The 15,423-nt window shown below is 72.7% G+C and carries 13 protein-coding genes; 3 read left to right on the forward strand and 10 right to left on the reverse strand.

The genetic code is table 11. The features are described 5' to 3' along the window. Positions 1-3 precede the first annotated feature (3 nt). Positions 4-1,077, forward strand: a complete 1,074-nt coding sequence (locus WME97_RS49745; protein WP_437548372.1) for a hypothetical protein — start codon at positions 4-6, stop codon at positions 1,075-1,077. A 223-nt stretch (positions 1,078-1,300) separates the two neighbouring features. On the opposite strand, the gene WME97_RS49750 is transcribed toward WME97_RS49745, so the two are convergent. Then, entirely contained in the window at positions 1,301-2,860 is a 1,560-nt protein-coding gene (locus WME97_RS49750; protein ID WP_437548374.1) for a hypothetical protein, read from the reverse strand. Positions 2,861-3,379: 519 nt separating this feature from the next. Here WME97_RS49750 and WME97_RS49755 point away from each other — a divergent pair. Together WME97_RS49755 and WME97_RS49760 are read left to right on the forward strand one after the other, a co-directional pair. After that, positions 3,380-4,288, forward strand: coding sequence for a penicillin-insensitive murein endopeptidase (locus WME97_RS49755; protein WP_437548376.1), 909 nt, complete (start codon positions 3,380-3,382; stop codon positions 4,286-4,288). Then, on the forward strand, positions 4,285-5,223 hold the full coding sequence (locus WME97_RS49760) for a DNA-methyltransferase (RefSeq protein WP_437548378.1): 939 nt from the start codon (positions 4,285-4,287) through the stop codon (positions 5,221-5,223). Before WME97_RS49755 ends, WME97_RS49760 begins: the two co-directional genes overlap by 4 nt. A 70-nt stretch (positions 5,224-5,293) precedes the next feature. Here WME97_RS49760 and WME97_RS49765 read toward each other — a convergent pair whose 3' ends face one another. The 9 genes from WME97_RS49765 to WME97_RS49805 form a co-directional block, all read right to left on the reverse strand. Beyond that, complete coding sequence (locus WME97_RS49765; RefSeq protein WP_437548379.1) at positions 5,294-5,899, reverse strand: L-threonylcarbamoyladenylate synthase; 606 nt, start codon at positions 5,897-5,899, stop codon at positions 5,294-5,296. A gap of 191 nt (positions 5,900-6,090) precedes the next feature. Beyond that, positions 6,091-7,062: an ATP synthase F1 subunit gamma gene (gene atpG, locus WME97_RS49770; protein WP_437548381.1), complete on the reverse strand. Its 972-nt coding sequence runs from the start codon at positions 7,060-7,062 to the stop codon at positions 6,091-6,093. Positions 7,063-7,068: 6 nt separating this feature from the next. Continuing rightward, positions 7,069-8,961 carry a F0F1 ATP synthase subunit alpha gene (gene atpA / locus WME97_RS49775; RefSeq protein ID WP_437548383.1) on the reverse strand — a complete coding sequence of 631 codons (1,893 nt, stop codon included), beginning with the start codon at positions 8,959-8,961 and terminating at the stop codon, positions 7,069-7,071. A 116-nt stretch (positions 8,962-9,077) separates the two neighbouring features. Beyond that, positions 9,078-9,620, reverse strand: coding sequence for an ATP synthase F1 subunit delta (gene atpH / locus WME97_RS49780; RefSeq protein WP_437548385.1), 543 nt, complete (start codon positions 9,618-9,620; stop codon positions 9,078-9,080). Continuing rightward, positions 9,617-10,618 (reverse strand): F0F1 ATP synthase subunit B family protein, encoded by a 1,002-nt coding sequence (locus WME97_RS49785; protein WP_437548387.1) that lies wholly within the window; start codon positions 10,616-10,618, stop codon positions 9,617-9,619. The genes atpH and WME97_RS49785 overlap by 4 nt, the downstream gene beginning before the upstream one ends. Beyond that, positions 10,615-11,097: an ATP synthase F0 subunit B gene (locus tag WME97_RS49790; protein WP_231864629.1), complete on the reverse strand. Its 483-nt coding sequence runs from the start codon at positions 11,095-11,097 to the stop codon at positions 10,615-10,617. The genes WME97_RS49785 and WME97_RS49790 overlap by 4 nt, the downstream gene beginning before the upstream one ends. Positions 11,098-11,268: 171 nt before the next feature. After that, entirely contained in the window at positions 11,269-12,723 is a 1,455-nt protein-coding gene (locus WME97_RS49795) for a hypothetical protein (RefSeq protein ID WP_437548388.1), read from the reverse strand. Positions 12,724-12,728: 5 nt separating this feature from the next. Beyond that, positions 12,729-13,325, reverse strand: coding sequence for a tRNA isopentenyl-2-thiomethyl-A-37 hydroxylase MiaE (gene miaE, locus WME97_RS49800; protein ID WP_437548390.1), 597 nt, complete (start codon positions 13,323-13,325; stop codon positions 12,729-12,731). A gap of 218 nt (positions 13,326-13,543) precedes the next feature. Then, complete coding sequence (locus tag WME97_RS49805; protein ID WP_437548392.1) at positions 13,544-14,605, reverse strand: hypothetical protein; 1,062 nt, start codon at positions 14,603-14,605, stop codon at positions 13,544-13,546. Positions 14,606-15,423 lie beyond the last annotated feature (818 nt).

Genomic DNA, 15,423 nt, shown 5'->3' on the forward strand with positions numbered 1-15,423 from the left:
GGCGTGGCGCCCGGCGCATGCGCGGCGTTCGGCGTGACGCCCGGCAGCGGCGTGCGCGTGGCGCTCGGGGTGGGCGCGCCGCCCGGCAGCGGCGCGCGCGGGGCGCCCGGCGTGGGCGCGCCGCCCGGCAGCGGCGTGCGCGTGGCGCTCGGTGCGTGCGCGCCGCCTGGCAACGGCGTGCGCGTCGCGCTTGGCGTGGGCGCCGGCGCGGCGCTCTGTACGGGCGCCGGCGTGGCGCTCTGCGCGGGCGCCGGCGCGGCGCTCTGTACGGGCGCGGCGCTCTGTGCGAGCGCCGGCTCGATCGACTCGACCGAGATGGGCGCCGGCGACGAGCTCGGCTCGACCGAGATGGGCAGCGGCGTCGCGGTCGGCTCGACCGAGATGGGCAGCGGCGTCGCGGTCGGCTCGACCGAGATGGGCATCGGCGTCGTGCTTGCGTCGAAGGCGGCGATCGCCTGGGCCGCGCCGCCCGGCTGGGAGCCAGTCGCCGGCTTGCCCGCGCTTGCGGCGGAGCCTGGAGCGGGCTGCGTTGCGGCGCGGTTCGGGCTCGGCGGGCGCTGGCCTGGGCCGCGCGCCGGAGGGCGGGCCGGTCCGGGTCCAGGGGGCGCTGCCGTCGTCTTGGACGCGCCTCCCGGCGGCATCGGCGGCGGAGGCCTCGACGGCGGCGCCAGCGACGGCGGCGCCGGCGGTGGCCCGCTCGCGACGCTGCCATCTTTGCGGCGGATCAGCGGAGGTGGCCTGCTCGGTACCGGCGGCGGTACGCTCGGGGCCGGCGTCTTGTTCGGCCCTGGCGGCGGCGCGCTCGGCGGCAGCGGCGGGCTCGAGGCCAGCGGCGGGCTCGGCAGCGGCGGGGGGATCGAGGTGAGCGGCGGGCTCGGCAGCGGCGGCGGGTTCGGCGGCGGCAGCGGGCTCGCGGTCGCCGGCAGCGGTTCGCCGTCCGTCGGTGCGCTCGCGGCTGCCGGCAGCGGCTCGTCGCCTGTCGGCGCGCTCGCGGTCGCCGGCAGCGGTTCGCCGCCTGTCGGCGCGCTCGCGCTCGACGTGCTCGTGCCGACGAGCAGCGTCTTCGCGCCGGGCTGAGGTTGCGCGCTCGCGCGCGTCATTTGAGCGTTGTCGGCGTTGGCTTCCCAGCCACCTTCGTCCGGCGATCCGGACAGGCTCGGCAAACCAGGCCGGCGCGACGCTTCGTGTTGCGGATCGTCCCCGTGGGCCACCGCCGCGGATGCTACACATCCACGCGCCTTCAATCTACAGTCGATGCGCCTGCTCGCTGGCGTTGCGCGCTTACTGATACAGGGGCGACCTACTTGTTGAACGGTGCTGTCGATGCGCAGCGCAGCAAGGCGAGCTTCATCGCTTTTCCGGCCGGGTGCGCCACGAGCAGCGCCTCTGCGGAGGCGGCGATCGGCTCGCCGCGCCCGAGGGCCGGCTCGGCTTGCAGCCCGCCTTCGAGCTCGCCTCTCGCGGTGAGCGCCGCGAGCTGCGTCGGGCCGGACGCGTTCGCGATCGCGAGCCATGCCGCTGCGCCCGCGGCCTTCGCCGGGTCCTGCCCGCCCGGGCCTCGCGCGCCGGGGAGGAGCGCCGGCACCCCGGCGCCCAGGCCCAGCGCGGCCTCGGGCGGGGCGTCCTGCTCGCGATCGCCGCCGACGAGCACGCGCGGCTCGCTGGCGCCGCCGAGCCGCACCAGCACGGCGCTGATGTGCCCTCCGATCGAGCCGCTCGGGGTGTCGTCGTCCCGCAAGGCGAGGATGAGCCCGTCGTCGTCGCCGAGCGTCAGGTCGTACGCGAGCACGTGTCCGTTCTTGGGGGTGACCGCGCGGGGCGTCGCGGTGAGCGCGCCCGCCTCGTCGAGGGGGACCACCTCGATCCACTGGTGGGTGATCGTCTCGCCTGCCGCGGCGGTGTCTTCGTCGCCGTCGTCCTTCTTCGCCGCGGCCTTTCGCGCCGGCTCCTCGGCGCGCGCGATGTACGCGAGCCAGTAGCCGCCCGGCCGGCCGAGCACGCGCGGCATCTCGGCGTCGGTGCTCGGCTGGGAGACCGGGCGGGCCGACGTCACGGAGCGCAGCGTGCCCACGTCGGCGGAGGCGAGCATGATCCGCGATCGCTTGCCGTCGCGGGTCACGTCGTCCCAGACGATGACCGCGCGCTCGCCGGACGCGGCGATGTCGAGCGCGAGCGACTCGTCCCGCCCCTCGGCGAGCTCGGCCCCCCACGTCACGTGGTCCCCTTCGACCCTGGCGACCTTGATCGCGCGCCCGCCCGCGTTCGGCTCGAGCATCGCGGCGAGGATCGCGCCCCCCGCGCCCGCGACGACCGGAGGATCCATATCCCCGCGCGATCGCGCGAGGCGGACGAGCTTCCCCTGGGCGCCGTCGGCCGAGAGCGTGGCCACCATCGCGACGGTCCCGCCCTCGGCTTCTCGCTGGGCGCCCACGGCGAACCCGCCGGAGAACGTCGTCCCGCGGCCGACCTCGACGGCGAACGGCGCGATGTCTTCAACGCTGTCCGCGTCGCCGCCCCCCGCGCCTTGCTCGGCCCCGCGCGCGGGCGGCGCGTCGCCGATCACGAACGGCGGCGCGCTCGCGGGCGTGCAGCGCGGCGGCTGCGGCGCCGCGGCGGCGTCGGCGGCGTCGCTCGGCGCGGACGCCGCGGGGTTCGCGCTGGGCGGCGCGGGCGCGTCGCTCGCGCCGCCTCCCGGTGTGGAGCAGGCGCGCCACACCACGAGGCCACCCACGACGAGGGCGACGGCCAGCGCGCCCTTCCAGGCGACGCCCTCGGGCTCGTCCGCTGGCGGCGGCTGTCGATCTGCGCCCGTGCTCCCCTGGGTGGTGTTCCGCTGGGTGGCGCGCTGGTCGGGATCCATGGGGCGTGGGTGTTAGCGCTGATCGCTCCGCGAGGGCAGGGGGAGCGTATTGCGGCGCCAGATCCGTGTTGCAGTTTGGCCGCCTCTCGGTGGCGCGACGCCGGTTCGCACGCGCCGAGTCGTGCGGAGTTCCATCGATGCTCGATATCAACCATCGAGGGACCATTTCGGCACGCAGGACCCTGCGATATCACCTCCGCCAGGAGGACGAGCGATCACCGAAATAGCCATCTTGCCCCCGATCACGGCGTGCGTTTGAACCAGATCGATCCTGTCCACGACGGGCCTTTCGACACGGGCCCTCCATGGATAATCAACGACGTGAACAACCCTGGGGAGCACACACGCGCAGGCGAGCTCATCTTCATCGCCGGCTGGACCCACGATCGCGGCGCGCGCCGCGCTCCGGGCATCCGGGTGAGCCGAGAACTTCCCCTCCGCCGCCGGCGAGGCTAACGAGCGGCTGTCAGCTTCGTCCGTCCGGTGCCTGGCGCCGTGGCCCTGCTCTCTGTCGTCGTGATGCCCAGCCGTCCTCTCTTCGCCACCTTCCTCCTCGGGCTCGTCGCGCTCTGCTGCGCGGCCTGCGTCGGCTCCTCGCCCACGCCGCTCGCCCCTGCGCTCCGCGGCTCGATCGGCGTCCCGCACCACGGCGTCATCACCGACGCCGTCGAGCTCCCGAGGCAGGGCCCTGGCTACCGGCTGCTCCGCAGCAACGGCATCCGGTGGGGGACGGCGAGGCTGGTCGCCGCGGTCCAGCGCGCCGCGGCGGAGGTGGCGCTGGCGCGGCCGGGCGGCGAGCCGCTCGTCGTCGGCGACCTCTCCGCGCGCTACGGCGGCGCGACGCGGGGCCACCGGTCCCACCGCACCGGGCGCGACGCCGACCTCTTGCTCTACGCGCTGACCCCGGACGGCCGCCCTGTGCGCTCGCCGGGCTTCGTCGCGTTCGGGCCGGACGGGCTCGGGCGGATCAGCGACGGCGCCGAGGAGCCCGCATCGCCGCGCGCGGGCGCGCCTCAGTACGTCCGCTTCGACGTCGAGCGGCAGTGGCTGCTCGTGAAGTCGCTCGTCCGCTCGCCCGAGGCGCACGTCCAGTGGCTCTTCCTGGCCCGCTGGCTCGAGGCGCTGCTCATCGAGTACGCGCGCGCGCTCGGCGAGGACCCGGAGCTCATCTGGTATGCCGAGAGCATGCTGCTCCAGCCGGGCGACAGCACCGCGCACGCCGATCACATCCACCTCCGCGTCGCTTGTACGCCGGACGAAACCCTCTCCGGCTGCCTCGGCGGCGGCCCGCAGTGGCCGTGGCTGCCGGCCGTTCCGCAGCTCATCGTGCCGTCGGACGGCGACCTCGCCGCTGCGTTGCTGGACGACCTCCTGCCTGGAAGCGCCGCCGCGGGCTCTCGCGTGGCGGCTCCCGACAGCGCGCTGTGAGCCACCTCCTGGCGCACGGCGACGCGGCCGACGTCTGCGCGGCGCTCCCCGCGGACGTGCGGTTCGATCTCGTCTACCTCGATCCTCCCTTCGGCGTCGGGACGACGATGACCGCGCGGGCGGCGCGCGGCCAGGCGCGCGGGCGGCGCAGGCCGGAGAGCGGGCCCGACGCGTACGACGATCGCGCGAGCGCCGACGCGCTCGTCGCGACGCTCGCGCCGCGCCTCGAGGCCATCCGCGATCGCATGACCGAGGGCGCGACGCTGTACCTGCACCTCGATCACCGCGCGGTCCACGACGCGAAGGTCGCGTGTGATCGCCTGTTCGGCCGCGGCGCCTTCCTCGGCGAGATCATCTGGGCGCCCGGCAACGGCGGCCGGGGCGCGCGCGGCTTCTCCGTCACGCACCAGACGATCCTCCTTTACGCGCGCGCCGCGAGCGAGCGCGGCCAGGTGGTCTACAACGCCGCGGATCCGACGCTCCGCGAGCCATACGCCGAGACCAGCCTCGCGATGCATTTCAAGCACCGCGACGAGGACGGCCGCCTGTACCGCGAGCGGATCCTCGGCGGCAAGGCGTACCGGTACTACGCCGACGAGGGCCGCCGGCTCGGGAGCGTGTGGAGCGACATTCCCGGGATGGTCGCCAACACCCCGCTGCGCCGCGAGGCCACGGGCTACCCCACGCAGAAGCCGGAGCGGCTGCTGGAGCGCATCGTCCGCGCGTCCTCCGCGCCCGGCGCGACCGTCGCCGACCTCATGTGCGGCAGCGGCACCACGCTCGTCGCGGCCGCGCGCCTCGGCCGCCGCTTCGTCGGCGGCGACCGGAGCCCGCTCGCCTTCGCGACGGCGCGGGAGCGGCTCGACCGCGAGGGGATCGTGTACACGGCGTACGAGTCCGTTCCAGCCGCGGAGAGCGAGCCGGAGCGTCCCTGACTGGGCCCTGGCGAGCTTCCTCTCCTCGGGCTGGGCAGCTCGGAGGCCCCTCGCCTCCTCTCACCCCGGCTCAGACGAGCTCGTCGATCGGCCCCGCGCCCTCGCGGACGATCTGCACCTCGCCCTGGCTCAGGTCGATCACGGTCGTCGGCACCGACCCGCCGGTCCCAGCGTCGAGGACGAGCGCGAGCCCCGGAAACCGGTCGTCGATCTCCCCCGGATCGATGATCGGATCCTCCCCGGGAGGCGCCGCGGTCGTGCTGATGAGCGGCCGCCCGAGCGCGCGGACCAGCGCGAGCGCGACCGGGTGGTTCGGCACGCGGATGCCGACCGTCTTCTGCTTGAGGTGCACGTACTTCGGCACCTCGCGCGTCGCGGGGAGGATGAAGGTGTACGGCCCGGGCAGGTAGCGCTTCAGGATGCGGTACGCCTGGTTCTCGACGATCGCATAGCGCGCGATGTCGCTCAGATCCGGGCAGATGAACGCCAGGTTCTTGTTCTGGCGCATCCCCTTGATCTGATACACCCGCTCGATAGCCGCCTTGTTCATCAGGTCGCACCCGAACCCGTAGACGGTATCGGTCGGGTAGCCGATGACCTCCCCTTTTTGAATGAGATCGATCGCTCGCGCGATCTTGCGGGGTTCCGGGTGATCGGGGTTGATGGGCTGGAGCACGGGAACGCAACCATGGGGCCGCCCGGTCGGCTCCGCCAGTGCTGGCTGCCTGGATGTACGACCAGCGCCGGGCAGCCGGGTGCGGGCGCTACGGGTGAAGAGAGGCGGGGCGAAGCCCAGAGACGCGAGCCGGTCGCACGCGCGACCGGCTCGAGCCGGAGATCGAAGATCCTGGCGCGCAGCGCGGCTCGCTACTCCTTGAGCGCCTCGCTGCCGCCGATGATCTCCATGAGCTCCTTGGTGATCGCGGCCTGACGCGCCTTGTTGTACTCGAGCGTCAGGTTGTCGATCACTTCCTTGGCGTTCTTGTTCGCGGCGTCCATCGCCGTGAGCTTCGCGCCGAGCTCGCTCGCCATCGACTCGTAGAGCGCGCGCAGGATCGAGATGTCCACGTACATCGGCACGAGCCGCTCCAGGAGCGCGCCCTTGTCCGGCTCGTAGAGGAACTCCGACGCCGCGGAGGGCGCGCCGTGGCCGGCCTCGTCCCCCTGCTCCTGCTCCTTCGCCGGACCGCCGGCGGGCGGCAGGAGCCGCTCGACGACGACCGTCTGCGTGATGGCGCTCTTGAACTCGTTGTAGACAAGGTAGATCGCGTCGATCTCGCCCTTGTTGAACGGGGCGAGGAGCTTCGCGCCGACGGCCTGGGCCGTCTCGAGGTTGAGCTTGTCCCAGACCCCGGCCAGGTACTCGAGGATCGGCGCGCCGCGGCGGTTGAAGTAGTCCCGACCCTTGCGGCCGATGATCGCGAGCTGGACCTCCTGGCCCGCCTCGGTCCGGCTCTTCCACTCGCGCTCGGCGCGCTTGTTGATGTTGGTGTTGAAGGCGCCACAGAGCCCGCGGTCGCTCGTGAGCACCACGAGCAGCACGCGCCGCTCCGGGCGGGTCACGAGCAGCGGGTGCAGCGCCTTCTCGCCACCGGCGAGCGCGCCCGCCTCGCCCTCCGCCCCGATCCCCTCCGCCGCGAGCGCCTCGGCCGCGGGAGCCGCGTCGCGCGTGATCGCCGAGAGCACCTCCTGCACCTTCACGGCGTAGGGCCGCAGCTCGGTGATGCGCAGCTGCGCCTTGTTGAGCTTGGCGCCCGCGACCATCTTCATGGCGCGGGTGATCTTCTGCGTCGACTTGACGCTGGAGATCCGCTTGCGAATGGACTTGAGGCTGGGCACGGCTGCCTACTTTTCCTTTGCCTTCGAGGCGCTCTTCCCGCTCTTCGACTTGGCCTTCGGCGCCGGCGCCTCCTCCTCGTCGTCGCCCGCGCCGTCCTCGTCGGCCGCGGCCGAGGCGCCGCCCGCCTCCACCGCGAATCGCTTCTTGAAGGTGTCGATCGCCTTGGTCATCCGGGACTTGAGGTCGTCGTCGAGGACCTTCTTCTCGCGGATGTCCGTGAAGATCTGCGGGTGCTTCGCCTCGATGAACTTGTAGAGCTCTTCCTCGAAGCGCGAGAGCGAGCTCACCGGCAGGCTGTCGAGCAGGCCCTGCGTGCCGGCGTAGATGATGAGGATCTGCTTCTCGACCGCCAGCGGCACGTACTGGCCCTGCTTCAGGATCTCGGTGAGGCGCGCGCCGCGCTCGAGCTGCGCGCGGGTCTTCGCGTCCAGGTCCGAGGCGAACTGGGAGAACGCCGCCATGGCGCGGTACTGCGCGAGATCGAGGCGGAGCGTGCCGGCGATCGACTTCATCGCCTTGATCTGCGCGTTGCCGCCGACCCGGCTGACCGAGATGCCGACGTTGATGGCCGGGCGGACGCCGGAGTAGAAGAGGTCGGCCTCGAGGAAGATCTGCCCGTCCGTGATGCTGATGACGTTCGTCGGGATGTACGCCGACACGTCACCCGCCTGCGTCTCGATGACCGGCAGCGCCGTGAGCGAGCCGCCCGACTTCGGATCGCGGACGATCTCGTAGTCGCTCGCCTTCGCCTTGTCCGAGAGCTGCTGCTCGAGCTTCTTGATCTCGTCCTTCTTCTCTTCCTTGCGCGCCTGCTCGAGCTTCTCGAAGAGGGCCCCGTCGATCGTCTTCCAGAGCGAGTCCTTCGCCGAGTGCATCCCGTGCGCCCCGACGTGCGCCTTGCCGTCGACGCCGCGGTACGAGGCGTCGCCGCCCTCGATCTTCGTCCCCTTCGACACGACGTAGAAGATGTCGGCCATCTTCGCGGCGCGCTCGAGGAGCCGGGAGTGGAGGTAGAAGACGTCGCCCGGGTACGCCTCGCGGCCCGGCGGGCGGCGGAGCAGGAGCGAGAGCTGGCGGTACGCGACCGCCTGCTTCGACAGATCGTCGTAGATGCACAGCGCGTGGCGCCCGCTGTCACGGAAGTACTCCCCGATCGTCACGCCGGTGTACGGCGCGATGAACTGGAGCGGCGCGGTCTCGCTCGCCGTGGCGGCGACGATGATCGTGTACTCCAGCGCGCCGTGCGCATCGAGCTTGTCCACGACCTGGCGCACCGTCGACAGCTTCTGGCCGATCGCGACGTAGACGCAGATGACGCCCTTGCCCTTCTGGTTGATGATCGCATCGACGGCGACGGCGGTCTTGCCCGTCTGCCGGTCGCCGATGATGAGCTCGCGCTGGCCGCGGCCGACCGGGATCATCGCGTCGATCGCCTTGATGCCGGTCTGCATCGGCTCGGTGACCGGCTGGCGCTGGATGATGCCGGGCGCCTTCACCTCGACGCGGCGGCGCTCCTTCGTCTCGAGCGGCCCCTTGCCGTCGATCGGCATGCCGAGCGCGTTCACGACGCGCCCGAGGGTCGCCTCGCCGACGGGCACCTCCATGATGCGCCCGGTCCGCTTGACGGCGTCGCCCTCCTTGATGGAGCTCGTGTCGCCGAAGATGGCGGCGCCCACGTTGTCCTGCTCGAGGTTCAGCACGAGCCCCATCAGGCTGCCGCCCTCCGAGCCGCTGAACTCGACGAGCTCGCCGGCCATCGCGCGGCTCAGGCCGTGCACGCGGGCGATGCCGTCGCCCACCGTGAGCACGGTGCCCGTCTCGGTGACCTGAGCGGCCTTGTCGATATTCTGGATTTGCTTCTTGATGATCTGGGAGATCTCTTCGGCGCGGAGCTGCATGCGGAGTCCTCTGTCGGGAGACGCTTGGGCTGCGGAGTCAACGTCGTCAAGGTCGAGGGGGCGCTGAGCGCCGGGCCACGACCCATCATGAAACAGGGGGGCTTGCTCGCGTCCCCTCAGGTCCTGAGCAGGTTGTCACGGAAGCTCGACAGCCGGGTCCGGAGGCTGCCGTCGATCACCTGATCGTCGATCTGGGTCACCACGCCCGCGATGAGCGAGGGATCCTGCCTGTGGGTGACCGAGATCTTCCTGCCGGTCGCCTTCTCGAGCTCGGCCCGGAGCCGGTCGAGGTAGCCGTCGCTCAGCGGGCCCGCGCTCGTCACCACGGCCCGGGCGACGTTCTGGTCCTGATCGACGAGGAGCGCGAGCTGCCGCGCGATCTCGGGCAGCGCCACGAGGCGCCGGCGCCGCGCCAGCAGGAGGAGGGTGTTCTTCGTCACGTCCGAGAAGGCGGCGCGGCCGCCGATCTCGCGGAGCAGCTCCTCGCGCGAGGCCTCCGGGATGAGCGGGTTGTCGAGGACGAGGCGGAGCTCCTCGCTCGCCGAGTACATCGCGCTGGCGTCCCCGATCTCCCTGGCGAGGGCCGCGAGGGTCCCGGTCTCCTTGCCGATCTCGAAGATCGCGCGCCCGTAGCGTCGGGCGACGGACTCGTAGCTCATGTCGTTGCTCCGGTGGTCTGGGCTCCGCGGCGCGCGCCGGCGGAGACGGCCGCGGGGATGGCCTTCAGGTACTCTTCGTTGACCCGGTCGAGGTCCTGCTGGCCGATGCGCTGCCGGAGCAGCTCCTCGGCCGCGCCGACGGCGTTCTGCACCGCCTCCTGGAGGAGCATGGCGCGCGCCGCCTTGAGCTCCTGCTCGGCGCGGAACTCGGCGTCGCGCCGCATCCGGACGCGCCGCTGCTCCGCCTCGGCGAGCACGTGGGCCTTCTCGACCTCCGCCTGCGCCGCGTGCTCGGCCTTGAGCTCGGCGAGCGTCTCCTCGAGCCGCGTGAGCTTGTCCTCGTACTCCTCGAGCCGCTGCTCGGCCTCCTGCTTGAGGCGCGACGCGTTGTCGAGCTCCTGCGTGATCGTCTGCTTGCGCTTCTTGAGCGCCTCCGCGATGGGCTTCCTCCCGAAGCGGACGACGATGAGCGCGAGCAACCCGAAGTTCAGGACCGACGCGAGGAACGGCGGCGACTCGTTCTTCGGATCGCAGGGGTTCTGCTCGTTGTGGTAGCGCCAGAGCAGGGCGTTGATCCCGCCCTTCGCGGCCGCCTCGTTGTTCACGCCGATGAGGCCGTGCCACCAGTTGACGTGCGGCGGCGGATCCGTCGGGCCGTGCCCGGGGCAGTGCCCCTCCCCGTGGGAGGCGTGCTCGGGCTGCGCGGGCGGCGGCGTGGGGCGCGCGCGGCCGGGCTGCATGCCCGGCGGCCGGAGCCCGTGGCCCGGCGGGAGCTGGCGGCCGCCCGGCCCGAGCGGACGGCCGGGCTGCGCGTCGCGCGGGCGCTGCGGCATCTGCGGCGAGCCCGGCTGCGCCTGGGCAGGCGACGGGATGGGCGGGTGCCCGGGGGGCAGCGCCGGGTCGGAGCCCGGCGGCTGCGTCTGAGCCAGCGCCGTGCCGGCGGCGAGCGCCGCGGCCAGGCCGAGCGCGAGCGAGGAGCGGCGGAGCGGCTTCTTCACTGGCGCACCTCGCGGCCGAGCATGCTGGCGGCGATCTCCGCGGCGAGCGCGGGCTGGGCGGCGGAGAGCTCGCCGCGCATGCGGGCGACCTCGGCCGCGATCTTCGCCTTGCTGTCCTCGAGGATGCGCGCCGTCTCGGCCCGGGCCTCGGCCATGATCTGCGCCTCGATCTTCGCCGTCTCGGCGCGGAGCCGCTCTCGCTCGATCCCGGCCTCGCGCCGGACCTTCTCGATCTCGGCCTCGTAGCGGGTGAGCAGCTCGCCGGCGCGCTCGTCCATCTCGCGCGCTTCCCGCTTGGCGCCGTCGGTGCGCCGCTCGCGCTCTTCGAAGACGCGGAGCAGCGGATCGAACAGGAGCGGCTTGAGCACGACGACGAACGTCGAGAACAGGACGACCTGCGCCAGGAACGTCAGATCGAAGTCGACGGCGATGGCGCTGGCGCCGGACGCGAGGAGAGGGTGCATTGCGTTCGGGTTCACGGGTGCTTGTTCGGCGACGAGGGCGGCGCAGCGCGAGCCGCTCGCTGCCCCACGCCCCCCGGGGGGGCGATTTCGCGAGCCGGCACTAGCACGTGTCAGTCAAAGCTGGAAGGGTTCTCGCAGAGCGGACGAGCCCCTCTTTACATCACGTCTCCTGACGACGCGCCCGCGCTACAGGCTCGCGAGCGAGCGCGTCATTTCGCTGAGGCCCGCCTCGAGATCGCCCTCGCTGGCGCGCGGCGCCGGCGCGCGCGCGCCGTCCTCGTCGCGGATGGCCTCGGCGGCGCGCGGATTGCGGAACCAGTCCTCGTCGAAGCGCTCGATCAGGCCGCGCCGATCGCGCGCGGCCAGGAGCGCCCCGGCGAGCCGGACCGCCGCGCCGGGATCGAGCGCCGGGACGACCCCGGCGAGCGCTCCCGGGATCGGCGCGCCGAGCGCGCGCGCGGTGGTCTCCTCGAAGCGGTCGCTCCGATCGCGCGAGGCCCGGAGCAGCACGTGCCCGCCTCCGTCCTTTCCGGCGCCGAACACGAGCGCCACGGTCGCGGCGTCGAGGCGCAGCGAGAGGAGGAGGCTGCGCGCGGTGGCGCGCGCCTGATCGAGCGCCCGGCCCCGGCCGAGCCCGAGCGCGCGGGCGCAGAAGACGGGATCGGCGACGAGGCCGCCGAACAGCGCGGCGCGGCGCGCCTGCCGGAGATCGAAGGGCGCGCGGGAGAGCGCGAACGGCCCGCGCGCTCCACCACCACGCGCGAGCGCCGCGCCGAAGCGGGCGAGCGCGCGCGCGAACGACGCCGCGCCGAGCGGCCGCGGCAGCGGTCCGAGATCGATCGCGACGCCCTCGGTCAGCTTCGTCGCGCGGAACAGCTCCTCGATCCACCGCGGGCCGAGCCGCGCTGGCCACCCCGACGCCGCGTCGCGGCCGACGGCGCGCCCGAGCGCGGCGTGCCAGGTCGGCTCGAGCTCGATCACCGACTCGGTCCGGCGCAGCAGCGCCTCCGCGGCGCCGATCGCCGCGCCGGGAGGGTCGCAGGGGATCTCGATCGCGCGGAGGCCCTCCTCGGTGAGCCGCCGCGCCGCCTCGTGCCTCCGCTCGACGAGGACGCGGGCGGCGTCGGCGACCGCGCCGGAGCCTCGGGCCAGGGCCTCGGCGAAGAGCTGCCGTCCGGCGCTCGTCGGGTCGGCGAGGAGCCTGAGCCGCGCCTCGTGGGGCGACATCCGCGCCGGCTCGGGCAGGTCGATCGTGAGCAGCGGCGCGTGCCAGGCCGCGGCGAGCCGGACGCGGTCGGTCCAGACCACGCGCTCCAGCGTGAGCACGTAGACCCAGTCGGCGAGGGGGGCCGCGAGGCCGGTCGGGTCCGGCGCGGCGGGCGACGTCGGGCTCGCGAGCCCGAGCTCCGCGCCGAGGCCCGGGGTCTTGCCGGTGAGCTCGAGGTAGGTCGACCGCGAGCTGACGCGCCGGAAGGGATCGAGCGGGTTCTCGAGCCTTGCCCTCGCCTCGGCGGCGCTCGGGCCGTCCTCGTCTGCGGCGGGAGGGGCCGGACCGCGCCGGGCGAGGTCGCCGTGCGCCGCGCGCCACGCGCGCTCCGCGCGGGCGACGTCCCGATCGAGGCGGATCAGATCGATTTCCATGCCACCTATCCGTGCACCGCGGGTGCCGTCCCGAGCCGCCCGGCGATCTCGCCCTCGGCGCGCGCGAGCTCGGCCAGCCGGCCTCGGGTGGCGCCCTCGTCGCCGGCGACCTCGACGGCGAGGTCGACGAGGGTCCGGTAGTGCCGGGCCTCCGACGCGAAGAGCTCCTCATAGAGCGGCGCGAGCTCGTGCTCGCGCGCCGCGAGCCCGTCGGCGAGCAGCCTGAAGCGCTCGCAGGAGCGGGCCTCGATGATCGCGCCGACGAGCAGCCGATCGATGAGCGCGGCCTTCGCGTTGCGCGCGCAGCTGCTCGAGGCCGCCTTGCGCAGCTCGCTCGCGTAGACGTCGGTCTCCGGCTTGCCGAGCGCGAGGCCGCGCTGCTCGATCACGTCGAGCAGCGCGCGGAAGTGCCGGAGCTCCTCCTCGGCGAGGTCGACGAGCGCCCGCGCGAGGCGCGGGAGCGACGGCCAGCGCGCGGCGAGGGACAGGGCGTTCGACGCCGCCTTCATCTCGCAGTGCGCGTGATCGGTCAGGAGCGCCGGCAGATCGGCGAGCGCCACGTCAGCCCAGCGCGGGTCGGTCGGTAGGGTCAGGCACAGCACGCAGGGCCGACCTAGAGCAGGCGCGCCGCGGCGAGAAGGGGGAGCCGGTCCCCGAGGCCGGCGCGGCCGCGACGATCGCTCTGGACGCGTCGCAGAGCGACGGTCACCCGCACAGGAGACGGGCCCAGATCGGCGTTTTCGGCGCGCAAGCGCACTCCGGTGCGCTGAGCACCGAAAACGTCGAGGTGGGCCCGTATCCGAAGCGGGTGACCGCCGCTCTAGAAGCTGTCGGACGAGCCGCGGGTCAGCCCGCTCGACTCGAGGTGGTACGCGAGCCCGACCACGAACGTGGTGGGTCCTCCGCCGGCGAGCGCCCGCCGCACGGTGCCCTCGACCGCGAACTGGGTCCCCACATAGGCGAGGCCGAGCGACAGCGCGTGCTGGTCGGCGCCCTGGTCGAAGCGGTAGCCGGCGCGGAGCGGAAAGTGATCGGCGACGAGGTACTCGCCGCCGGCCATCAAGCGGAAGGTGGTGTCGCGGTAAGAGTTGAGGTCGGCGAGCCCGTCGACCTCGATCGAGAAGTCGGCCGTGCCGAGCCCGACGCCGCCGCCGACCGTGGTGGGGAGCAGCCCGTGGTCCGGGTAGGTGAGGTTCTGTCCGACGGCCGCGATGTACAGGCTGTCGGTCGCCTTGACGGTGAGCGCGGCGTCGAACGTGAACTCGTCGACGAAGGAGTGCCGGCCGACGAGCTTCCCGTTCTCCCACTCGCGCAGCCCGCCCGAGACGGAGCTGTCGCCGAGGCCGCCCTCGATCAGGGTCCCGTCCTGCGTGATCTTGGCGTAGCGGCCGGTGAGCCCGACGAAGACGCGCTCGGTGAGGGGGTAGGCGAGGCCTGCCCGCGCGTCGAGGTAGGAGCGCTTGATGCCGCCGTCGTCCATGTCGACGAAGCCGCCCACGAAGGAGAGCGCCCCGGCGAGCTTGCCGGTGACCGAGTCGACGACGACGCCGCCGTAAGCGTGCCGGCCGGCCTCGGGGCTCCCCTGGAAGAGCGCCTGGAGGTGGTAGACGCGGGTCTCCACCATGGCGGACGGATTGAGGAAGACGGCCGACGTCCCGTTCCCGAGGGCGCGCAGCGCGCCCCCGAAGGCCGCGGCGCGGGGCGTCTCATTCTCGCCGTAGGCGTACGCGAGCTGGGGCGGCAGCTCGTCGGCCGCCGCCGGCCCTGCGGCCGACGCCATCAGGAGCGCGCCTGCCGCCGAGAGGACCCCGGCCCGCCAGGCGGCCGCCGCCCGGCGCGACGCCCCCTCCGGCCGCTGCGCCAGGAGTGCCCCCCTTGTCAACCGGATCCCTGACGACATCGCCTCGCCATACCGCACACCTGGACCCCGGGGGCAAATTCTCGGCTCCTGAAAACCGGCGAGCCCCGGTCGCTCTGTGCTGGACGAACTCCGTCTTCCTCAAAAAGCTGGAAAATCCGCCACGTCGAGGCTCTTGACGACGAGATGAGCGGGTTTTGCTCTGCAATCGTGAGCGCGTTGTAAAAATCACCGCCCCGCGTCGGGAGTTTTGGCGCCTCGTGTCCGGCAGCCAGAGCTCGGTCGACGCGAACCCGGCTTCGCAGTGTGTCAGGGACTGAATTTATAACAATACTATCGGATACTTGAGCCAAGTTTCGCAGTTGGGGATAGACGCCCGGACTCACCCGGTGCTACCTCCGATTCGTCCTCGGGGCGGTTCCGTGCCGCACCGGGTCCTCCAAAGGGTGGCCTCGAAAGGGGCGCTGCGGGTTACCGAGCTCTGTGAGGCGGTATGGGGGACGGCTGTGCCGATCTGTCTTTCAATGCGATGGACCTCGACGCGACGGCTGTACCCCCACCTCAATCGGCGTGCTCGGCTGCAGCCGGGCCGGGCCCAGGTACAGGAGGGCTGTACTGTTCACCCGCAGTTGGCGGGAGCATGCGGACGATTCCCCGAGGACGAAGCGGCCGTGGGCGGACTGTTGAAAAGTCGACACGCCCTTCGATTACATTCAGAATAACATAGAGATCTCCAGGAGTTAGAGGCGAGTCCTCGCTGTGAGACCTGTGGATAAGTTGGGGGCGACGGTTCTTCGGTCGCCCCCGAAACCTATTTTCGTGGAGCGGACTTCAGAGCAGCG

The organism is Sorangium sp. So ce367, assembly GCF_051520455.1.
Lineage (GTDB): Bacteria > Myxococcota_A > Polyangia > Polyangiales > Polyangiaceae > Sorangium > Sorangium cellulosum_B.